The organism is Roseateles depolymerans (genome assembly GCF_003387155.1).
Classification (GTDB): Bacteria; Pseudomonadota; Gammaproteobacteria; order Burkholderiales; family Burkholderiaceae_C; genus Roseateles; species Roseateles depolymerans.
Genome location: NZ_QUMT01000003.1, coordinates 907,434 through 927,985, shown reverse-complemented (window position 1 = coordinate 927,985; position 20,552 = coordinate 907,434). Strand labels below are relative to the sequence as shown.

Annotated in this window: 17 protein-coding genes and 1 riboswitch; of the genes, 11 read left to right on the top strand and 6 right to left on the bottom strand. The window is 66.4% G+C overall.

Annotated elements, in window-relative coordinates; translation table 11 throughout:
• Nucleotides 1–224 precede the first annotated feature (224 nt).
• The 3 genes from DES44_RS17940 to DES44_RS17930 all read left to right on the top strand — a co-directional run bounded on the left by DES44_RS17940 (nucleotide 225) and on the right by DES44_RS17930 (nucleotide 3,345).
• Nucleotides 225–1,457, top strand: a complete 1,233-nt coding sequence (locus DES44_RS17940; protein ID WP_058933430.1) for a fumarylacetoacetate hydrolase family protein — start codon at nucleotides 225–227, stop codon at nucleotides 1,455–1,457.
• Nucleotides 1,457–2,161: a DUF4197 domain-containing protein gene (locus DES44_RS17935; RefSeq protein ID WP_058933431.1), complete on the top strand. Its 705-nt coding sequence runs from the start codon at nucleotides 1,457–1,459 to the stop codon at nucleotides 2,159–2,161. The genes DES44_RS17940 and DES44_RS17935 overlap by 1 nt, the downstream gene beginning before the upstream one ends.
• 122 nt (nucleotides 2,162–2,283) lie before the next feature.
• Nucleotides 2,284–3,345 (top strand): homocysteine S-methyltransferase family protein, encoded by a 1,062-nt coding sequence (locus tag DES44_RS17930; RefSeq protein WP_058933432.1) that lies wholly within the window; start codon nucleotides 2,284–2,286, stop codon nucleotides 3,343–3,345.
• Nucleotides 3,346–3,375: 30 nt separating this feature from the next.
• Here the strand turns inward: DES44_RS17930 and DES44_RS17925 are convergent, their stop codons facing one another.
• Entirely contained in the window at nucleotides 3,376–4,584 is a 1,209-nt protein-coding gene (locus tag DES44_RS17925) for an HD-GYP domain-containing protein (RefSeq protein WP_147307130.1), read from the bottom strand.
• 172 nt (nucleotides 4,585–4,756) lie between these two features.
• A riboswitch (S-adenosyl-L-homocysteine riboswitch) is annotated at nucleotides 4,757–4,859 on the top strand.
• Between the two features lie 79 nt (nucleotides 4,860–4,938).
• Between DES44_RS17925 and metH the strand changes: the two genes are divergently transcribed.
• The 7 genes from metH to DES44_RS25675 all read left to right on the top strand — a co-directional run bounded on the left by metH (nucleotide 4,939) and on the right by DES44_RS25675 (nucleotide 13,057).
• Nucleotides 4,939–7,710 carry a methionine synthase gene (metH, locus tag DES44_RS17920; RefSeq protein ID WP_257720727.1) on the top strand — a complete coding sequence of 924 codons (2,772 nt, stop codon included), beginning with the start codon at nucleotides 4,939–4,941 and terminating at the stop codon, nucleotides 7,708–7,710.
• 321 nt (nucleotides 7,711–8,031) lie between these two features.
• Nucleotides 8,032–8,655: a glycine zipper 2TM domain-containing protein gene (locus DES44_RS26015; protein WP_058933434.1), complete on the top strand. Its 624-nt coding sequence runs from the start codon at nucleotides 8,032–8,034 to the stop codon at nucleotides 8,653–8,655.
• A 251-nt stretch (nucleotides 8,656–8,906) separates the two neighbouring features.
• The gene (locus DES44_RS17910) at nucleotides 8,907–9,326 is read left to right on the top strand and encodes a VOC family protein (protein WP_058933435.1); all 420 of its coding nucleotides are present in this window, start codon (nucleotides 8,907–8,909) and stop codon (nucleotides 9,324–9,326) included.
• A gap of 297 nt (nucleotides 9,327–9,623) precedes the next feature.
• Nucleotides 9,624–10,436: a MipA/OmpV family protein gene (locus DES44_RS17905; RefSeq protein ID WP_058933436.1), complete on the top strand. Its 813-nt coding sequence runs from the start codon at nucleotides 9,624–9,626 to the stop codon at nucleotides 10,434–10,436.
• Nucleotides 10,437–10,446: 10 nt separating this feature from the next.
• On the top strand, nucleotides 10,447–11,133 hold the full coding sequence (locus tag DES44_RS17900; protein ID WP_058933437.1) for a response regulator transcription factor: 687 nt from the start codon (nucleotides 10,447–10,449) through the stop codon (nucleotides 11,131–11,133).
• Nucleotides 11,117–12,601, top strand: a complete 1,485-nt coding sequence (locus tag DES44_RS17895) for a sensor histidine kinase (RefSeq protein ID WP_170156694.1) — start codon at nucleotides 11,117–11,119, stop codon at nucleotides 12,599–12,601. Before DES44_RS17900 ends, DES44_RS17895 begins: the two co-directional genes overlap by 17 nt.
• A gap of 180 nt (nucleotides 12,602–12,781) precedes the next feature.
• Nucleotides 12,782–13,057 carry a hypothetical protein gene (locus DES44_RS25675; RefSeq protein ID WP_310732373.1) on the top strand — a complete coding sequence of 92 codons (276 nt, stop codon included), beginning with the start codon at nucleotides 12,782–12,784 and terminating at the stop codon, nucleotides 13,055–13,057.
• Here the strand turns inward: DES44_RS25675 and DES44_RS17885 are convergent.
• Nucleotides 13,013–14,527, bottom strand: coding sequence for a YifB family Mg chelatase-like AAA ATPase (locus tag DES44_RS17885; protein WP_058933439.1), 1,515 nt, complete (start codon nucleotides 14,525–14,527; stop codon nucleotides 13,013–13,015). The genes DES44_RS25675 and DES44_RS17885 overlap by 45 nt on opposite strands.
• A 268-nt stretch (nucleotides 14,528–14,795) precedes the next feature.
• On the opposite strand from DES44_RS17885, the gene DES44_RS17880 reads away from it, so the two are divergent.
• Nucleotides 14,796–15,128 (top strand): hypothetical protein, encoded by a 333-nt coding sequence (locus DES44_RS17880; protein ID WP_058933440.1) that lies wholly within the window; start codon nucleotides 14,796–14,798, stop codon nucleotides 15,126–15,128.
• Between the two features lie 208 nt (nucleotides 15,129–15,336).
• Here the strand turns inward: DES44_RS17880 and DES44_RS17875 are convergent, their stop codons facing one another.
• From DES44_RS17875 to DES44_RS17860, 4 genes are all read right to left on the bottom strand, one after another.
• Nucleotides 15,337–17,805, bottom strand: coding sequence for a hypothetical protein (locus tag DES44_RS17875; protein ID WP_058933441.1), 2,469 nt, complete (start codon nucleotides 17,803–17,805; stop codon nucleotides 15,337–15,339).
• A gap of 43 nt (nucleotides 17,806–17,848) precedes the next feature.
• On the bottom strand, nucleotides 17,849–18,991 hold the full coding sequence (locus tag DES44_RS17870; protein ID WP_116001696.1) for a hypothetical protein: 1,143 nt from the start codon (nucleotides 18,989–18,991) through the stop codon (nucleotides 17,849–17,851).
• A gap of 107 nt (nucleotides 18,992–19,098) precedes the next feature.
• Entirely contained in the window at nucleotides 19,099–19,731 is a 633-nt protein-coding gene (locus DES44_RS17865) for a hypothetical protein (RefSeq protein WP_058933443.1), read from the bottom strand.
• Nucleotides 19,732–19,740: 9 nt separating this feature from the next.
• Nucleotides 19,741–20,451, bottom strand: coding sequence for a hypothetical protein (locus DES44_RS17860; RefSeq protein WP_058933444.1), 711 nt, complete (start codon nucleotides 20,449–20,451; stop codon nucleotides 19,741–19,743).
• Nucleotides 20,452–20,552 lie beyond the last annotated feature (101 nt).

Genomic DNA, 20,552 nt, shown 5'->3' with positions numbered 1-20,552 from the left:
CATGACCCATGGTCGCAGAACTTGTCCTGCCCGTTTCAGCCCCGTGTGGCGCTAACCGCACATCCAAGCGGGATAGTTCACGCTTGAGGCGGGGCAGTGCGCCGCCGCCGCTGTCTGGTTCCCAGCAATCGGAGCGCCCGCCCCCGTGCCAACCGCTGCGCCCGGGTGACAATCCCCCGGTCGATTGCGATTGCACAACCTTTTTTCCCTGTTTCCGCCCCCCCATGAAACTTGCCACCTACCGTGATGGGTCGCGTGATGGCCAGCTGGTGGTCGTCTCACGCGACCTGAGCCAGGCCTGCTTCGCCACCGGCATCGCCACCCGGCTGCAGCAGGTGCTGGACGACTGGAACTTCATGGCCCCGCAACTGGAGTCGCTGTCCCAGTCGCTGAACCAGGGGCGTGCCCGCCATGCCTTCAGCTTCGACCCCCGGCAGTGCCTGGCGCCCTTGCCGCGCCCGGCGGCCTGGCTGGCGGGGGAGGCGTATCCGGCGCATGGGGCGGAACTGCGCGAGCGCGGCGTCCCGGTGCCGGAACGGCTGAGCGGCCCGCTGATCCGCATGGGCGGCGCTGAAACCCTGCTGGGTCCGAACGACACACCGCTGCTGCGCGGCGTCCCGGGCCTGGAGCCGGAGCCGCAACTGGCGGTGGTGCTGGGGGACCTGCCAGCCGATGCAGTGCCGTCGCAGGCCCTGGATGCGGTGCGTCTGCTGATGGCGGTCAATGCCTGGGTGCTGCGGCCGGTGCAGCAGGAAGAACTGGCCCAAGGCTGGCCGGCGCTGCACAGCCGTCCGGCCCTGCAATGCGCGCCGGTGGCCATCACGCCGGAAGAACTCCCCGGCGCCTGGTACCTTGGGCGGGCGGCCCTGCAGATCCAGATGCACCGCAACGGCCGCAAGCAGCCGCTGCTGGAGACCAAGGAAGGCATGGCGTGGAGTTTCGGCGACCTGATCGCGGAAGCCGCGCGGCGCCGTCCGCTGCGAGCGGGCACGCTGGTGGGCGCGGGCATGCCGGCCGGCGCAGCGCCGATGACCCTCAAGGACGGCGACAGCCTGCGCATCGATTTCAAGATGGCGGAAGGGGGCAGCCCCTTCGGCGCGATCGACATGGATTTGGCCGAAAGCACGGCTACACAGGACGAAGGGGCGGACGCCGCCGACGCCGGCGATGCGTCCAACGTCCTGGATGATGCACGCGATGCACGCGATGCAAGCGAAGCCGACGAGCGCAACGCCACCGAACGCGAGCCCCACGAAGGCGAGACCAGCGAAGGCGAGACGAGCGACCCCGGCGCCGATGCCTCGGACGTCACCGACCCGCAAGCCGACGATCGCGGCGTAAACCAAAGCGATGCCGTGGCCGTTGACCCGACTGCCCCCGGCCCCGCCCCCAAAGCCGCGGCGCGACCCCCACGCCGCAAGGCTGGCAAGCCGCCAGCCCCTGAAGGAGACCAGTGATGCAACGACGTGACCTCTGTGGCTGGCTCGGCGCCAGCCTGACCAGCCTGACCGCGCTGTCCACCCTGACCGCGCTGACCCCGGAAGAGGCGCTGGCCTTCAACCTCAGCGAAGGGGATGCCGCCTCCGGCGTGCGCGAGGCCCTGGAGCGCGGGGCCCAGTCCGCCCTGAGCAATCTGGGCCGCACCGACGGTTTCCTGGGCAATCCGCAGGTGAGGATCGACCTGCCCGGCAGCCTGCGCGACGCCGCCCGGCTGCTGCGCACCACCGGCCAGGGCAAGCGGCTGGACGATCTGGTGACCGCCATGAACCGTGCCGCCGAGCAGGCCATGCCCGAGGCGCGACAACTGCTGGTCAGCACGGTGCGCAACATCTCGGTGGAGGACGCGGTGCGCATCGTGCGGGGCGGCGACAACGCCGTCACCCGCTTCTTCGAGGACAAGACGCGGGAGCCGCTGACGGGCCGCTTCCTGCCGATCGTCACCAAGGCCACCGAGCGCCAGTCGCTGGCCGACAAATACAACGCCGTGGCCGGCAAGGCGGCGAACTTCGGTCTGGTCCGCCGCGAGGATGCCAATCTCCAGTCCTATGTCACCGACAAGGCGCTGGATGGCCTCTACTACATGATCGGCGAGGAAGAGAAGAAGATCCGCAAGGACCCGATCGGGACGGGCAGCGCCCTGCTGCGCAAGGTCTTCGGCTAAGCCGCAGCCGCCACCAGCGCTGTTGCTGCGCGAAGGCTCCCGCCGACCCTGGCGAAGGCTGGGGCCGGCGCGCCTCGGCCCTGATGCCACCGGGGGCTGGACAGGCTTCCTACAATAGCGGCATGACTGCCTCCACCGTTCGCTACACCCGCGGCGCGGCCCTGCCCGCCATCCTGCAACAGCGCATTGCGGTGCTGGACGGCGCCATGGGCACGATGATCCAGCGCTACAAGCTGACCGAGGCGGACTTTCGCGGCAGCCGGCTAGCGGACCATCCCAAGGACCTCAAGGGCAACAACGACCTGCTGGTGCTGACCAAGCCGGAGGTCATCTCGGAGATCCACCGCCAGTACCTGGACGCCGGCGCGGACATCATCGAGACCAACACCTTCGGCACCACCTCGGTGGCGCAGGAAGATTACGGCCTGGAGCATCTGGCCTACGAGATGAACGTGGCGGCCGCCCGCCTGGCCCGTGAGGCCTGCGACGCCTTCAGTACGCCCGAGAAACCCCGTTTTGCCGCTGGCGCCCTGGGCCCGACGCCGCGCACGGCCTCCATCAGCCCGGACGTCAACGACCCCGGCGCGCGCAATATCGACTTCGACACCCTGCGCGCCGCCTACTACGAGCAGGCCAAGGGCCTGCTGGAGGGCGGGGTGGACCTGTTCCTGGTCGAGACCATCTTCGACACGCTCAATGCCAAGGCCGCCATCTTTGCGCTGGATGAGTTGATGGAAGACACCGGCGAGCGGCTGCCGGTCATTATTTCCGGCACGGTGACCGATGCCTCCGGCCGCATCCTGTCCGGCCAGACGGTGACCGCTTTCTGGCACTCCGTGCGTCACGCCCGGCCGCTGGCCATCGGGCTGAACTGCGCCCTGGGCGCCGCGCTGATGCGGCCCTACATCGAAGAGCTGTCCAAGGCGGCGGACGACACGGCCATCTCCTGCTACCCCAATGCCGGTCTGCCCAACCCGATGAGCGACACCGGCTTTGACGAAACGCCGGACGTGACCGGCCGACTGGTGGGGGAATTCGCCAGTGCGGGCTTCCTGAATATCGCGGGCGGCTGCTGCGGCACCACGCCGGACCATATCCGTGCCATCGCGCAGAAGGTCTCGGCTTATCGGCCGCGTCCCTGGGGCAGCAAGATGTTCTCGGGCCTGGTGGCCGAAACGCTCTAACGCCGAAGGTCGAAGGTTCGCCGCGCTGCCTCAGTAGAGCTTCATCAGCGCGTCCATGTGCACGCGCAACCGCACTTCATGCGGGGCCAGGCTGGCGGTGATGGCATGGGCGGGCACCCGCGTGTCGCGGATGACCGGCGAGGTCAGCGGCGTGCCGCTGCGCCCCACCAGCGCGGCTACCGCCGGCTCATTGGCCGCATGGCCGCGCTTGAGCACCATCGCTTCTTCCCCGCTGGCCAGACGCACCAGCGAGCCCGGCGGGAACAGCCCGATGGCCTTGATCAGCGCGGCCCCAGCTTCGTCCGGGGCCTGTTTTTCGTCCAGGTAGACCGCCCGCGCCGCCTGCGCCGCTGACAGCGGCCGACGTCCGCGGCGCGGGCTGATGCGAGCGCCGTAGACATCGATGCGGCGCAGCAGCCGGGCCATCAGCTCTCCATCGGAGCGGCCGGCCAGCGGACCGGGACCCGCGTCGTGATGCAGCCGCACGGCGGTCAACCACGCGTCGTCGTCCACACCCATGGCCAGCAGCAGGTCGGCCGAGCGGTCGCCGTGACCGTCCAGGGACTGACGCTCGCTGGCGGCCAGCGCGCCGGTGCGCAGGGCCCACTGGTCCTGGTCGCGGCTGATGCTCAGGTTCATCGTCAACGCCGCCAGGGACAGCACCCGGCGCCGCGCCTCGCCCCAGCCCAGCTGACGCGCGGTCATCTCGGCCATCACCACGGTGAGCAGCGCATGACGGGCGCTGTAGTCCATCGGCTCCTGCCCGGCGTCATGGATCAGCAGGGCCAGGGACGGGTCGGCCTGCGGATGCATCCGCGCCAGCACCCGGTCCAGCAATTGAGACAGGCGCACCAGGAAGTCCGGCCGCTCCGGGTCCCGCAGCAACTGCTGGGTCTGGGACTGGATGTCGCTCCAGGCGGCCGTCTCGCTCAGCGGCGCCGCACGGGCCGGGCGCTCCGGCCGCAAGTCGGCATGGAAATCGGTCTGGGCCTTGGCCAGGGCGGCCAGCGGCGCGCCCTGCATCATCATCGTGTCCAGCTTGTGGGCGAGTGCGCGCTGATACTCCCGCGTCTCGTGCACCTGCACGAACGGTCCGCGCGCGATCAAGTCACGCACCTGCGGCGTGTCAGGCAGCGCTTGGCCGGCGGCGAACAGCAGATGGCCTGCCGCATCCCGCAAGGAGAAGGACAGCATCTGCCCCACCCGCAGGCTGTGGGGAGGAAGTTGGACGAGATCCACGGCGGTGAGGGCACGTGCCAGGAACGCTCCGTCGGGCTCCCTCTGCCCGGATGCGTCCCCTTCGTGCCAAAGTTGTCGTTATGGTGAGGTTGTCGGCCAGCATACGCCGCAGCTGAAGTCGGGGAAGCCCGATCCCCCCCTGAAACCGGCCCCAGACCGGTAGAATGCACGCCGTTCCGAGGAGCGTTGCGATGGGGCCCCACCCGCGGCATCCACCAGGCTCGGACGGGCGGCCCGCACCCCTTGTGGCCGCACAACAACGGCGCTCACCGACCCATGTCTTTCCAGGGGTGGCGGTGAGTTGCGCGGCCCCAGGTGTTGTCTGACTCCTTCGAGGCTGCAATGTCCGCCCCTATGTCTGCCCCCACATCCGCCCCTGATTCTCTGTCCACGTCGTCCGCCGCCGTCCAGGCCGTCGCCCCGATGAAGCTGTCCGGCCTGGAGCCGGTGCAGATCGGTGCCGGTACGCTGTTCGTGAACATCGGCGAGCGCACCAACGTCACCGGCTCCAAGGCCTTCGCCCGGATGATCCTGAACGGACAGTTCGAGGACGCGCTGAGCGTGGCCCGCCAGCAGGTCGAGAACGGCGCGCAGATCATCGACATCAACATGGACGAGGCCATGCTGGACAGCAAGGCCGCCATGGTGCGCTTCCTCCAGCTGATCGCCTCCGAGCCCGAGATCGCCCGCGTGCCGATCATGATTGACTCTTCCAAGTGGGAGGTGATCGAGGCGGGGCTCAAGTGCATCCAGGGCAAGGGCATCGTCAATTCCATCTCCCTGAAGGAAGGCGAGACCGAATTCCGTCGCCAGGCCCGGCTGATCCGCCGCTACGGCGCCGCGACCGTCGTCATGGCCTTCGACGAGACCGGCCAGGCGGACACCTTCGCCCGCAAGACCGAGATCTGCGCCCGTGCCTACCGCGTCCTGGTCGATGAGATCGGCTTCCCGCCCGAGGACATCATCTTCGACCCCAACATCTTCGCCATTGCCACCGGCATCGAAGAGCACAACAACTACGCGGTCGATTTCATCAATGCCACCCGCTGGATCAAGCAGCATCTGCCCGGCGCGAAGGTGAGCGGCGGCGTCTCCAACGTCTCCTTCAGCTTCCGCGGCAACGAGCCGGTGCGCGAGGCCATCCACACCGTGTTTCTCTACCATGCCATCCAGGCCGGCATGGACATGGGCATCGTCAACGCCGGCATGGTCGGTGTGTATGACGAGATCCCCGCCGACCTGCGTGAGCGGGTCGAGGACGTGGTGCTCAATCGACGCGACGACGCCACCGAGCGCCTGCTGGAAGTGGCGGAAACGGTCAAGGGGGCGGCCAAGGACGACAGCGCCAAGCTGGCCTGGCGGGCCGGCGACGTGGAGACGCGGCTCTCGCATGCGCTGATCCATGGCATCACCGACTTCATCACCGAGGACACCGAAGAAGCCTGGCAGGCCATCCGTGCGCGCGGCGGCCGTCCGCTGCATGTGATCGAAGGTCCGCTGATGGCCGGCATGAATGTGGTGGGCGACCTGTTCGGCGCCGGCAAGATGTTCCTGCCCCAGGTGGTCAAGAGCGCCCGGGTGATGAAGCAGGCCGTGGCCCACCTGGTGCCCTACATCGAGGAAGAAAAGCGTCAGCTGGCGGCCGCCGGCGGCGACGTGAAGCCGCGCGGCAAGATCGTCATCGCCACGGTCAAGGGCGACGTGCACGACATCGGCAAGAACATCGTCACCGTGGTCCTGCAGTGCAACAACTTCGAAGTGGTGAACATGGGGGTGATGGTCCCCTGCCAGGACATCCTGGCCAAGGCCAAGGTGGAAGGGGCGGACATCATCGGCCTGTCCGGCCTGATCACGCCCAGCCTGGAAGAGATGCAGCATGTGGCCGCTGAAATGCAGCGCGACGATTACTTCCGCATGAAGAAGATCCCGCTGCTGATCGGCGGCGCCACCACCAGCCGGGTGCACACGGCGGTGAAGATCTCGCCGCACTATGAAGGGCCGGTCGTCTACGTGCCGGACGCTTCGCGCTCGGTGGGCGTGTGCTCCGACCTGCTGTCCGATGAACGCGCCACCCGCTTCATCGACGAGCTCAAGGCCGACTACGAAAAGGTGCGGGACCTGCATGCCAACAAGAAGCAGGCGCCGCTGGTGACGCTGGCGCAGGCGCGGGCCAACAAGCTCAAGCTGGATTTCGACAGCTACCGCCCGCCGGTGCCGCGTTTCATCGGCAAACGCCACTTCCGCAACTACGACCTGGCCGAGCTGGCCCAGTGCATCGACTGGGGCCCGTTCTTCCAGACCTGGGACCTGGCCGGCCCCTTCCCGGCGATTCTCAAGGACGAGATCGTCGGCAGCGAGGCCCAGCGGGTCTTCAGCGACGGCAAGCGCATGCTGCAGCGGATCATCGAAGGCCGCTGGCTGACCGCCAGTGGCGTGATGGGCCTGTACCCGGCGGCGCAGGTCAACGATGACGACATCGAGATCTACACCGACGAGTCCCGCAGCGAGGTCTTGATGACCTGGCGTGGCCTGCGCATGCAGTCCGAGCGGCCAGTGGTGGACGGCGTGCGCCGGCCCAACCGCGCGCTGGCCGACTACATCGCGGCCAAGGGCACGGTGCCGGACTACATCGGCCTGTTCGCGGTCACTGCGGGCCTGGGCGTGGACAAGAAGGAAGCGCAGTTCCTGGCCGACCTGGACGACTACTCCGCCATCATGCTCAAGGCCCTGGCCGACCGTCTGGCCGAGGCCTTCGCCGAGCGGCTGCACCAGCGGGTGCGCCAGGAGTTCTGGGCCTATGCCCCGGACGAAGCGCTGAGCCATGAGCAGATGATCCAGGAGGTCTACCAGGGCATCCGTCCGGCGCCGGGGTATCCGGCCTGCCCGGACCATCTGGTCAAGCGCGACCTGTTCCGCGTGCTGCAGCCGGAGGACATCGGCATGGCGCTGACGGATTCGATGGCGATGACGCCGGCGGCCAGCGTCAGCGGCTTTTATTTCTCGCATCCGCAGGCCAGCTACTTCAATGTGGGCCGCATCGGGGACGACCAGGTGGCGGACTGGGCGGCGCGCATGGCGCTGGACCAAGCCGACGCCCAGCGCGCACTGGCGCCGCTGCTGGGCTGAGGTCCGCGGCCTCGGGGTCCTCTGCGGGCCCCGGCAGTCGCACCAGCATGCAATCTTTGTTTCAGGGCGAAACGGCCGTCCTCCGAGGGCGAGGGCGCCGCGTTTCCTGTTTGTGAAAGATGCCAGACGCCCCGCAGGCACACCAAATGCCGGGGACTCAGGCGGAGGTTCCCAGACCGGTTTCAGGCCATTACAAAGCCGACGATCTGGAATCCGCCCGGTCTGTAACAGCGTGGCATCCTTCGCTCATACCCGGAAAACGGGAGCGCAAGCTTCCTGGGGAACAACCATAAGAGGTGAACCATGGCGATGAGTAGCAACATGAAAATGATCGCCGGCGCTGCCGGTGCCGCAGTGCTGGTGGCCGCTGCCTACATGGCCGGCAGCCATCGTGCCGCCGCGCCGCAGGCCGCCGACACGCCGGCCGTGACCACCGGTGCCAATGCCGCCGAGGAAGCCAAGAGCGCCAAGCTGGCCGCCAATGAGACCGTGGCCCCGAAGAGCAATCAGCAGCAACGCTCCAACAGCGGCAGCAACGGCAACACCGGCGACAACGGCGGCTACGCCGGCAACGGCAACAACAACGCCGTGGCCCAGGAACAGTCCCGTCTGTGCTCGGAATGCGCCACCGTGCTGTCGGTGCATCAGGAAAGCCGTGAAGGCAAGGGCACCGGCATCGGCGCCGTCGGCGGTGCAGTGGTCGGCGGTCTGCTGGGCAACCAGCTGGGCGGCGGCACGGGTCGCAAGGTCGCGACCGTGGGTGGTGCCGTGGCCGGTGGTTTTGCCGGTAACGAAATCGAAAAGCGCACCCGCACTTCCACTGTCTGGGTGGTGAAGATGCGCAACGCCGATCAGACCGTGCGCACGATGGAATACAGCCATCAGCCGGACGTGCGCAGCGGCGACGTGGTGCGCGTCAGCAACGGCCAGTTGGTGCGCCAGTAAGTCGCAGGGTCGCAAGACGACCCTTCGCGAAAAGCTCCTCGAGGGGCCACGGTGCGTGGTCCCCACCCACCCCGCGATGCGCAGGCACGCGGGGTTTTTTCATGGCGCCGCGGTGGGTCAGACCCTGTGGCCCTGACGAACGTCCAAGTGCGCCGCTTTGGCTACGATGCTCCCATTCACCGCGAGGTGACCCGTCGCGGTCTGTGTCCCATCGACCAGTGGTGCACCGACCCTCTTTCCCTGGAGCGCTCATGCAAGTCCCCGCCTTGTTCCATCTGGCCTATCACGTGCGCGACCTGGACGCCTCGCGGGCCTTCTACGGCGGCCTGCTGGGATGCACCGAAGGCCGCAGCACCGACACCTGGGTAGACTTCGACTTCTTCGGCCACCAGATTTCGCTGCACCTGGGCGAGCCTTTCAAGACCACCAACACCGGCCGCGTGGGCGATCATCTGGTGCCGATGCCTCACCTGGGGCTCGTGCTGCCGATGCCGGCCTGGCGCGAGCTGGCGGACCGGCTGGAGGCCCAGGGCCTGGATTTCGTGCTCAAGCCCCAGATCCGTTTCGCCGGGCAACCCGGAGAGCAGGCGACCATGTTCTTCCTGGATCCATCAGGCAATCCGATCGAAGTGAAGGGCTTTGCGTCCATGGGCGGCGTGTTTGAGTCGTGATTGAGGCCGGCCGATTGATCCAGCGGCCGCCATCTGGCGTATTGAGCAAGTCCACGCACTCACACCTCGGTGGGCATTACCGTTGCTGGTCCCCGTTGCTGGTAAGTCGGCGGTAAGACGCAGGGCCACAACATCGCGCCCGAACCACGTCTCCTCTCCTTCGATCACCCTCACACACCTTTATCCATGAAGAACCACAACCGCATCAACAGTGCCCTCCTCCAAGGCGCCACAGGGGCTCCAGGCGCCTCGTCCGCCGAGGGGTTGCCCTCCGCTTCCCGGACTGAACGCAGCCCGATGCTCGGTACCGCGGGCACGCTGGCGGCCGCCGTGACGGCCGGGCTGCTGTCTATCGTGTCCCCTGCCGTCTGCGCCCAATCGCAGGTGGCCTCGCCGTCCGCCTCGGAAGGACTGGCCGGTGGTACGTCTCAATGGGCGCTGGGCATCGGTGTTGGCGTTCGCGAGCGTGCCTATCTGGACGCCGACCGCAAGGTCAATGCGCTGCCGCTGCTGTTTTACGAGAACCGCTATGTCCGCGTTGCGGGGACCACGGTGGAAGGCAAGCTGTTGAACTACTCGCTGTCGCCCACGCAGCGCGTGACCGGCGGTCTGTTGCTCAAGTACGCGCTTGAGGGCTACAAGAGCAGCGACTCGCCGGCCCTGTCGGGCATGGCCGAGCGCAAGGGCGGCTTCATGGGGGGCGTCGGCCTGGGCTGGCAGACACCGTTGGCCAACCTGGGTCTTGAATGGACCAGCGACCTGTCCAGCCACAGCAAGGGCCAGCGTCTGCAAGTGCAGGTGGACCGCCGCTTCCAGATGGGCGCGGCGAGTCTCACGCCTCGCCTGGGTGCCGCCTGGATGGACCGCAAATGGGTGGATTACTACTACGGCGTCCGTGCCGGCGAAGCGCTGCCCGGCCGTCCGGCTTATGAAGGCGATGCCGGCGTGGCGCTGGAGGTGGGAATGCGCATGGACTACGCCATCCAGCGCCAGCATGTCATCTTCGTGGACCTGGGGCTGACCCATCTGCCCAAGGAAGCCACCAACAGCCCGATCGTTGAACGCAGCAACCTGCCGCGTGTGTCGGTGGGCTATCTCTACCGCTTCTGACCCGCGGCGCATGAACCGCATTGCCCTGGTCGAGGACCATGCCCGCCTGGCGGAACTGGTCCGCCAGAGCCTGCAGGCCGCCGGCATCCCGACGGATGTTTTTCCGACGCTGGAAGCGGCCTGGCGCGGCCTGCAGGCCATCGACTACGGCGCACTGGTGGTGGACCGTGGACTGCCGGACGGCGACGGCCTGAACCTGGTGCGCCGCCTCCGGGCCGCAGGCACCGCCATCCCCTGCCTGATGCTGACCGCCCGGGACGCATTGCATGACCGGGTGGAGGGTCTGGACTCCGGCGCCGATGATTACCTGACCAAGCCCTTCCCGATGGAGGAACTGGTGGCCCGGGTTCGTGCGCTGCTGCGGCGGCCAGCGGCGTTGCAGCCCGACCGGCCGGCCTTTGCGGACATCCATCTGCAGATGGAAGAGGGGCGACTGGGATGTGGTGAGGAGTCGATCAGCCTGTCGCCCAGCGAGCAGCAGATTCTGCTGTCCCTCGTGAGGCAGGAGGGCCGGACCGTGAGGCGCGGCACGCTGGAGGCGGCGGCCTGGGGGCTGTCGGAGGCGGTGACACCCAATGCGCTGGACGTAGCTCTGCACCGACTGCGGCGCAAGCTGCTGGGCATTGGGTCGCGCCTGCAGATCGTCAACATCAGGAACCAGGGTTATGCGCTTCGGGAAGATGATCCGCCCCTGTAGCCTGCGGGCACGGCTGATGGGCATGTTTGTCGGCGGCTTGCTGCTGAGCATGGCCTTGCTGGCACTGGTGCTGGCTTTGCTGGCCAAGCCGTTCAGCCAACATCTGTTGGATGCGGGTGTGCAGCATTGGGCGGCCGAGGTGGCGCAGCATGTGCGTCTGGATGCGCAAGGGCGGCCCGTGGGTTTTGACGACCGTCACATCGAGCCCTGGCTGTTCAACAGCCTCTCGGAGGAAGCGACGCTGCGCGTCGTGGATGCGCAGGGGCGGGTGGCCTACAGCTCGGATCGCGACGGCGCAGAGGACGCGCTGGTACCGGACGGCGCCGCGTTCGACAGCGCCCGCCGGGCGTTCACGCTGGCGCGGGACGGCGTGGCCATGCATGGCGCCACAACGCCCATCCCGCACGCAGTGGGCCGGTGGTGGCTCCAGATGGCCATCAGCGACCGCATGGTGTTGCGCATGCGGTCCACCTTCGGAACGCCGGCCCTGATGAAGGGCGTGGTGGGCAGCTGCGTGGTGTTCATACTGATCTTCTTCCTCACGGTGCATCTGACCTTGCGCAAGGCCTTGCAGCCGCTGCGTGCCGCATCGGCGGAGGCGCGGCGCATCACGCCACGGACACTGGACCAGCGCTTGTCCGCCGATGCGCATCCCCGGGAGATCCAGCCGCTGGTGCAGGCCTTCAACCAGACGCTGGAGCGACTGCAGCAAGGCTTCCGGACGCAGCAGGAGTTTCTCTCCAGCGCCGCGCATGAGCTCAAGACGCCGCTGGCGTTGATCCGCGCGCAGGTGGAACTGGGCCCGGATGAAGAGCACCGGCGCTACCTGCTGGAGGATGTGGACCGCATGGCGCGGCAGGTGCAGCAGCTGCTGATGCTGGCAGAGGTGAGCGAACCGCAGAACTACCGCATGGAGGCCATGGACCCGAGGGGCACCGTGCAGGAGGTGTTCGACTACATGGGGCGTGTGGCCGAACGTCGCAGCGTGCTGCTGGGGCTGCGCGTGGCGGAAGGGCTGCGCCCATGGCAGGCCGACAGGGGGGCGCTGTTCACGCTGCTGAAGAACCTGCTGGAGAACGCCATTCAGCACAGCCCGACGGGCGGGGTGGTGATGCTGGTGGTGACGACCGACGGATTTGCAGTGCGGGATGAAGGCCGCGGCGTGCCGCAGGAGTCGCTGCCCCGCCTGTTCGAGCGCTTTTGGCGGGGGCCGGAGCGGCGGGAGGAGGGGGCCGGGTTGGGCCTTTCCATCTGCCGCGAGATCGCGATGGCGCATCGCTGGCAGCTGAGGGCGCGCAATACCGGGCAGGGCCTGGAAATGACGGTGGAGATCGATCGACCGGATGGGCCCGCGGGTAGTGAGTGGGACGGGTCGGTGGCTACCGCAGTCGAAGCGCCTCGCCGAATGCCGCCGGTGCACTTGCAGTCCACGTCGCCGGGCAAGGCGATGTTGAACGCGCTGTTCTGAACGGGCGTCGGGTTGCGGGGATCCCGTGCCAGTTAAAACTGGCATGGAGGGCAAAAATCGTGGGATTTGCAAGTTATGACTGACATGGCTCGACTCCCAGATGATCTGGGGCGGATCATCAAAGCCTGACGCGAAGCCCTTGGGCTGTCCAAGAAGGAACTGGCTGAGCGCTCCGGCAACGTGCGCGAGGTGGTCTACCGGCTCGAAGCCGGCGAGGACGTCACCGTGTCTTCGCTGTTCTCGGTCCTGCGCGCGCTGGGCCTGGCGATACGGGTGGAAAGCGCTGGCATGCCGACCATGGAAGAGTGCGTGCACGGTTTGACAGGGACGAGGACGATGCTCCCTAGCAAGATTCGCGAACGATCCGTCGCCATTGGAGAGGTGGCGCAAGCGGGGCAGTTGCTCAAGACATCATTCACGCCCTGGCAATGCCCTGCGCCATTGAATGGACTCTGAGACATGCACCGGCAGCACCTCGGCACTTGCGGCCAGGTCAGCCACCGTCCGGGCCATGCGAAGCACCCGGTGGTAGCTGCGGCCTGACCACGCCAGGCGTGCGGCAGCCTTGTGCAGCAGTGCCTCCGCCTCGGGCGCGAGGTGCAGATGCTCATCCAGCTGGTTCGACGGCAGCTGCGCATTGATGCAGCCTTGCCGCAGCACAGCTGCCTCGCGGGCAGCAGCCACTCGTTCGGCGACCGTGCCGCTGGTCTCTCCTTCAGGCGCGGCGGCCAGCACCCTTGGCGGCAGCATCGGAACTTCCACCATCAGGTCGATGCGGTCCAGCAAGGGGCCGGAGATGCGGCCTTGGTAGCGGTCGATCTGCTCGGGCGTGCAGCGGCATTCCTTGGTCGGATGACCGAGGTGGCCACAGGGGCAGGGGTTCATCGCGGCAATCAGCTGGAACTGCGCCGGGAATTCCGCCTGGTGGCACGAGCGCGCGATGTGAATGCGGCCCGTCTCCAGCGGCTCCCGCAGCGCTTCAAGCGCCAGACGCTGGAATTCTGGAAGCTCATCGAGGAACAGCACCCCGTGATGGGCGAGGGTGATCTCACCGGGGCGAGGCGGTGATCCGCCGCCGATCAAGGCGGCAGCCGATGCGCTGTGGTGGGGGGATCTGAAAGGGCGCTGTCCCCACTGCTCCGGCTTGAACTGGCCGTTGATGCTGAGCACGGCGGCAGAGGCGAGGGCTTCGGTGTCGTCCAAAGGCGGCAGCAGCCCCGGAAGGCGTCGGGCGAGCATGGACTTGCCAGTGCCGGGAGGGCCGACCAGCAGCAGTCCGAGCCCACCCGCGGCCGCCACTTCGAGCGCGCGCTTGGGCCCGGCCTGGCCTTTGACATCGCGCAGGTCATGCACCTCCAGCGTCGGCAGCGGCGGCGTGACCAGCACACGTGTCAGATGGGACTCGCTGTTGGGTTGCAGGGCCTGGACGATTTCCAGCAGGTGCGCGGCCTCACGCACCACAAGGCCCTGCATCAAGGCGGCCTCTGCGGCGCTGCCGCGCGGGAGCAGCATTTCACGCGCCAGTCCGCTGGCCCGCAGCGCCAGGGCCATCGCCAGCGCCCCGCGCACAGGCCGCAGCTCACCGGACAGCGCCAACTCACCCGCACATTCCATGTGGGGCAGTCGCTGGGCATCGACTTGTCCGCTCGCGGCCAGGAGACCCAGCGCAATGGGCAGGTCAAAGCGCGCGCCCTCCTTGGGCAGATCCGCTGGCGAGAGATTGACTGTGATGCGTTTGTTGGAGGGGAACTCGAGCCCGCTGCTGTGCAGCGCGGCGCGGACGCGTTCGCGGGATTCCTTGACTTCGGTGTCGGCGAGGCCAACGAGGGTGAAGCTGGGGAGGCCATTGGCAAGATGGACTTCAACGTCCACTGCGGCGGCAGTGAGCCCGGTGAGGGAGCGGCTGTGAGTGACGGAGAGGGACATAGACGGCTGACGAAGTTGAGCGACGTGTCAGCAGTCTGGCGATGAGGCCGCAGGCGTCCAATTCCACTGCGGAGGGAGCTGATGGGGGAGGGTGCGGGGGCCCATCCCCCTGAGGGATCAGGCGCCCCAATCTTGGAAGAAACCCTGATAAAACGGCCTTGTCGCAACGCATGTCGGGGCAAGCGTGACCGTTCGTAAAGAGGGTCAAAATCAAGATCCGTCTGGCTAGACTGACGCGCCTTGAACGCCTCCCCGCGTCAGCTCCTCCATGCCCGCCACCGACCACGATCCCACCGCGAACCCGGACAACGAGCCTGTTGTGCTCGGCCCCTGGCGCGCCTTCCGGACGAAGACGCGCAAGGTTCACATCGCCAGCGCCTTGACCACTGGCGCGGTACGGGTGACCTCCGCGCTGGTGAAGTTCGATCTCCACCAGCGGCTGGCGTGGACCAGTTCCGGTCGTTGCTACCGGATCGTGTGTCCGCCGGCCGAGGAGGAACTGGCCCGCGGCCTGCTGACCGCCTATCTGATCCGCGCCGGGCTGGTCGGCGCCAAGGACATCAGTGGCACGCTCTGGCGGGCGATGTTGGCACGCGCTTGAGGCCCGGCGCAGCGGGCCCGAGCCGGCTTACAACGCGGCGCCGCTCTGCCCAGCCAGCACGCGTCAAAAAGCGGAGGCAGCGCCTGCTTTGCAGGTTCTTCGACACCGTCGAAGCGCCCCGGGGGGCTAAGCCCTCCACCGCGCCATCGTTGCACGAGAGCTGGGTGGAGGTCGGGTGAGGCCATCCGCCTCGGGGTGACCCGCTGCTTCAGCGTTCGGACGGCCCACTTTTCGGATTCTGCAGATACTTGCCCGACAGCGTCATCGAGATCGCGGTCACGCCGTGCCAGTTGCCCTGCTTCACAGTCAATGTCCAGTTGGTGTAGGGGGTGGGCATCATGTAAGCCGCAGCGTCTGCGAACTTCCAGCTGCTGATGAAGGAGGGGGGCGTTCTGGGGACGTAGAAGTTGTTCATCGAAACCGCTTGCGAAACAAAGCGCTGGGCGTCTGTCCCGATCATGCTTTCGTGGCGGCCCGAGGTGGCGATCTCCAGCTCGACCTCACTGCTCTGCTTGGCGCCTTCGAGCACGAAGGTGACCTCGTCCAGATAGATCGCCGTGTTGCCGCCCAGCTGGCTCGCGAGGGCCGGGTCGCCAGCGGCGATCGACCATTGCGCCTGGCCCTGGCCGTCCACTTCGGAGAACAACTCGGCACCGCTGCGCGTGACGGTATAGGTGATGCCGCGAAAATCCTGGCGCGGCCGCAGCGGCCCGCTGGGCGTGCCGGACAACACCTTGACCAGGCTGTCGATCGAGCGCTGCGCCTGCTGCGCGAGCATCAGATAGTTCATGCTGACATCGACCTGGATGTCGGAGTCCTGCATCCACTGGTAGCGGAAGGCGGCGCGGTAGTTGCCCACCGCCGTGACCAGCGCCCGCTTCACGTTCAGGTAACCGCGCTGCAGAAGCCCGATGGCCGCCTGCTGCTGCTGCTCCTGCTGTGCGAGCGCATTCTGCAAGCTGGCCCACTGCGCCTGGGCCTGATAGACCGCCTGCAGCCGGGCGAAGGTCGAGATGCCCTGGGTGTAGAGATCCAGCAACTTCATCTGCAGGTCGCCGATCGCGCCACCGTAAGTAGCAGCCAGTTTGACTGCCGCCAGGTAGGCCGTCGCCTCGGGCAGGTCCAGGTGGGGCTGCACGGCCGCTTGCGTCTGCACGACGACGGCGTTCCAGTAGGTGACGGGATCCACGCCGCCCGTGGTGAAGCCGCTGAGATCGGGCGCTGCCTCCAGCTTGGCAAGGAAATCCGGCGAATACTCGATCGTCGCAGGCGCATTGGCAATCGCCACGCCGACCACCGCCCACAAGGTGTTGGCCGCCTCGCCGAAGCTGGCGACCGAGGCTGCCAGTACTTGGCCACCGGCCCGGGCGGCCGACGAAGTCGTGTCCGACGGCGTCTGGCCGGCGGCGTCGAGGCCGTAGGCGATGACGCTGGTCAGCGGATCTTTCGCGGCCTCGATCAAGCTCTTGGTGACGTCGAGCGCAGCCTTCAAGACGGCCGAGAACTTGCCCGCCACCACCTCGGGGTCGCCGAGCACGGCAGCCGCAGCGCCGACGTAGAGCGTCGCGAGGGTGAACAGGGTCTCGACGGCGGTGGACACCAGTTCCTGCTGGAACTGGTCGTTGATCGCCTGGGTCAGCGCCGTTTGCAGCTGCTTCAGGGTGTCGGCGACCTGTGAGAGCTGGAGCGCGGCCTCGGTGAGCTGGGTCTCGAGCATCGCCGTTTCGCCAGCCAGGTTCTGCAGCGTGGCGACCAGCGGTCCGGCGGCCTGCTGGTTGATGTTGCCCAGCGTGGTGGCGAGGGCTGCGATTTCATGATCGATGCCCTGCTGGCTCTGCAATGCACTGATCTTGCTGTCGTAGATCTGGGCAATGCTCAGCAGTCCTCCGACCTGCGATTGATAGAGGTCGGCGGAAAGCACCGGCACGTAGATCGCGCCAGAGGCAGCCGCCTGCGTCGCCGTGAGCAGTGCCGAGGCAGCGGCCAGCATCGACGCGATGTCGTTGTAGTCCAGGCCTGGGAAGCTGGCCCGGTTGCCCAGCAGCGCGCGGCCGTTCGCGCTGACCCAGCGAAGCATGGATTCCGCGAGTGCCAGAGCGTCGGCGCCCGGCTGGTCGGCGACGACACCGGCGATGGCACTCGTGAGTTGCAGCGACAGCTGGCTCCATGGCGCATGCATGACGTCGGCGACCCTGACGCTGTCCGTCGTCACCTCCACCACATCCGGTGACGAAGCGTCGAGCGTGAGGATCTGCGGCGACGCCAGGGAGTCGAGCATGAATGGCACGGCCGCATTGGTCCCAAGCGCCACTGACAAACTGCCCGCGATCTCGGCGGACGTGATCTGCAGGGACGCGCCGGCCCCGGTGACGTTCAAGGTCGCCGCGCCACTGCCGACGACCTGGACGCATCGGGCCACGATCTCCACCCCGGCCACTGCGATCACAGTCGTCTCCGCGGGCACGGTCAAGGTGTCCACGGCGATGATCAGTGTCCCCGTGGTCGGGGTGGCGCCCCCGAGTGCGCTCACGATGGCGCCCAGCTCGAGTTGCAGTCCCGTCGCGGCATGGCTACCGGGCGGGGTGACCGACTCGATCGTCGCCGCGAGTGGCGTTGATTGCAGAAAGGCCGCAGCGACGGCATTGAGGGTCTTCCAGTCCGGTTGCCAATTCGACATGTGTCTGCTCCCATTCGTGCCGGAGACGTCCGGCGTCGCTGATTCAGTAGCTGCTGCTCGGGTTGGTGAACTTCACGAAGCCCGACTGGTAGAAGGTCTCCGCCTTCGAGGCGATCAGAGTCCAACCATCCACAGCCGCCTTGAAGTTGATCTTGTCCATGAAGGCGCTCCAGTCCTGCACGTCCTCCACGGTGAGGCTGCTCAGTCGCAGGTTGATCTGCGACTGGAATTCGCCCCAGCCGGAGGCCATCGTGGCGATGGCATCGAGGAAGTCTTGACCGTCCGCCTCGACGTCGCCGACCGCCAGGTTGAATCCGCCCAGCTGGGTGACCAGCGCCGTCTTTTTCTGTTCGTCCGCCTCGACGCCGGCGAGCTGGTTCTTCAGGTCGTCGATTTGCTTCTTCACCTTGGCGGCGAGCACTCCGAAGGTGACGGCGTCCGCCACGGCGATCAGAGGCCCGAAAAATGGAATCAGGATTAGCGCTGGTGACACGCTCGCGGCGACCGTGAACCCGATGTACTCCTTGTTGAGGTCGTTGATGGTGGAATTCAGGCTGTCGATCTGGCCTTGATCCGTGGTGACGTCACCCTGCGCGTCGCTGTAAACGTTGTTCTCCTGCTTGAGATAGACCTGAAGGGAATTCGTAGGTCCGGTCAACTGACCGTTCAGGGTGGTGTAGAAGGTGGAAGTCTTGGTTTGGAAGACGCCAATCGCGCGGTTCAACGAGTCTGCGTAAGTGGAGATACCCCCATCGCCTGTGAGCAATGCCGTCAAGTCTGCAATGCGCTGCTTCGGATCGGTCTCCGTGCCGATGTCGTTGAGGCCCTCGGTGAGCAGCGAGACGATCTGCTGCGCATTGGTGATCGTCTGCGCCGCGAGCCAGACCGCATGGCCGTAAATCGACTCAGGCGGCGTATTGGATTGCTGGAAGGCGGAGAGCTGGCTGATCAGCGTCTGCGGGTCGCCATATTGGCTGGCAGTCTTCTGGATTTGTCCGAGGATGCCCACGGCCTGCGTCACCGCCGCCTCGTCGCTGAAATCACCGTACAGGTTGGTGAAATCGTCGCTGGTGAGCGGGAACGCGATGGCCGTTTTCACGACCGCCTGCATCTTGAGCCAGGCACTGGTCTGCAGCGGAAAGGCGTAGTCGCTTTTGCCGGTCTGGGGATCGGTGACCGGGATCAAAAGAGACGCCGGCGGTTGGAGGAAAGCATTGGCATTGGGCGGGTTCGATGACATGAATGGTCTCCTGGTAGCGTTGAATGGCGGCTTGTGCCGAGGAAAAGCAGCAGTCAGCCGATGGACGAGAGAGCGTGTTGGGCAAACGCCTCTGGATTGACGACACCTTGGGCGCTCAAACACGCGACGAGATCGGCCTTATCGAGGTCCCTCCCGAGCGGAATGTCCAGATCCTGGTGCACCTGGGTGGCGAGGACCAGAAAGCTCGCCGCCGGAGCGATGGAGCCGGAAGCGCTGGAGAAGAGAAAGCCGCTGTGGTCGTCGTGGGAAGTCTGCGATGCGTCAGCGCAGAGATAGCACCCATTGAGGCCCTGCAGAGAAATGATGAGGAAGCCTTGTGGGATCAGCGTCAATATCTCGTCGCTACCGACGGCCGTGATCCAATCCGCGGAGAAGGGAGCCTGCACCTGGACCCTGTACTGGTAATCGGGGCGGACGCTCGCGTATAGCGTCATGCCGCGAAAGGGGGCCTCCGGAGACAGACTGACCTGGCCTCCAGAACCCACCTTGTTGATCACCCAGGTGAACGCCGAGGAATCGTTCGGGTCGGCATTGACTGCGGAGTAGAGCCAGTTGTAGGTGACGCGCAGCGGGCCAATGCCGTTGAGTGGAAAGAGGTTGCAGCTGAGGACCGGGCCGGGACTCGCGGCTGCGAATGCGTCGGCGAAATTGCAAGAGCTATTCATTCCTGCTCCTCAGGTCGAGCTGGTTGCATGCTGGTCAAAGGCGACGGCGCTCTGCTCGAGTGCCGCCCAGGCTGGCAGGGCGGCCGCGAGCGCGGCGCGAACCTGGCCGGCCGTCGTAAAGTTCGCTTGACCGGTCGCCAGCCCCTGCAATTGCGTGGCGATGCTGTTCCATCCGCCGTCAAGTGCAGCAAAGCCGCTGCTGAGATCTACGAGGGGCCCGGCAATCGACTGCCAGCCGACCGGCAGCGAACTGGCGATTTGATCGAGGGCTACATCAGCGGTCTGGTTTTCAGTGACGAAGGTGGTCACCGCGGGCGTCAGCGCCGAGACGCTGGTCAACACCATGCCAGCGTGATGAGCGAGTGAATCGAATTGCACGCGCCAGAGAAACTGTTGGCTCGACGGCAGGGCGTCGTCGTCAGCCATGTTGGCGACATCCTGCTGAATTTTTGACAGCACCTCGGGCACGCTGGCAGCGAAGGTGCCCACCAAAACCGCCTGCTCGATCAAGCCCTGATAGGTCTGCGCACGCCACGCAATGCAGGCAGGCAGCAGCGTCGGATAGTTGGGAATGTAGCGAGTGATCAATTGCTTGATCGATTGCGCCTCGACCACTGCGGCGGCCTGGTCGTTGATGGCGGTCCACTGGTCGGCACCGACCTTGTAGATCGAGCCGACCAATCCCGGAAGCGGAAACAGATACTCTGGCGAATTGGACATTCGCATTCCTCCCATGGCTGACCCGAATGAATGGATTTGCGATTTCGATCGCTGGCCGATGCCTGCCTGCTCATGGGAGCGGCGTGGTCATTGTGTAATGG

Coding starts and splice junctions, on each gene's coding strand:
- DES44_RS17930 (WP_058933432.1), top strand. CDS start 2,284: ATGACTGCCTCCACCGTTCGCTACACCCGCGGCGCGGCCCTGCCCGCC.
- DES44_RS17895 (WP_170156694.1), top strand. CDS start 11,117: ATGATCCGCCCCTGTAGCCTGCGGGCACGGCTGATGGGCATGTTTGTC.
- DES44_RS17940 (WP_058933430.1), top strand. CDS start 225: ATGAAACTTGCCACCTACCGTGATGGGTCGCGTGATGGCCAGCTGGTG.
- DES44_RS17910 (WP_058933435.1), top strand. CDS start 8,907: ATGCAAGTCCCCGCCTTGTTCCATCTGGCCTATCACGTGCGCGACCTG.
- DES44_RS17905 (WP_058933436.1), top strand. CDS start 9,624: ATGCTCGGTACCGCGGGCACGCTGGCGGCCGCCGTGACGGCCGGGCTG.
- DES44_RS17875 (WP_058933441.1), bottom strand. CDS start 17,805: ATGTCGAATTGGCAACCGGACTGGAAGACCCTCAATGCCGTCGCTGCG.
- DES44_RS17885 (WP_058933439.1), bottom strand. CDS start 14,527: ATGTCCCTCTCCGTCACTCACAGCCGCTCCCTCACCGGGCTCACTGCC.
- DES44_RS17900 (WP_058933437.1), top strand. CDS start 10,447: ATGAACCGCATTGCCCTGGTCGAGGACCATGCCCGCCTGGCGGAACTG.
- metH (WP_257720727.1), top strand. CDS start 4,939: ATGTCTGCCCCCACATCCGCCCCTGATTCTCTGTCCACGTCGTCCGCC.
- DES44_RS26015 (WP_058933434.1), top strand. CDS start 8,032: ATGAAAATGATCGCCGGCGCTGCCGGTGCCGCAGTGCTGGTGGCCGCT.
- DES44_RS17935 (WP_058933431.1), top strand. CDS start 1,457: ATGCAACGACGTGACCTCTGTGGCTGGCTCGGCGCCAGCCTGACCAGC.
- DES44_RS17860 (WP_058933444.1), bottom strand. CDS start 20,451: ATGTCCAATTCGCCAGAGTATCTGTTTCCGCTTCCGGGATTGGTCGGC.
- DES44_RS17880 (WP_058933440.1), top strand. CDS start 14,796: ATGCCCGCCACCGACCACGATCCCACCGCGAACCCGGACAACGAGCCT.
- DES44_RS17865 (WP_058933443.1), bottom strand. CDS start 19,731: ATGAATAGCTCTTGCAATTTCGCCGACGCATTCGCAGCCGCGAGTCCC.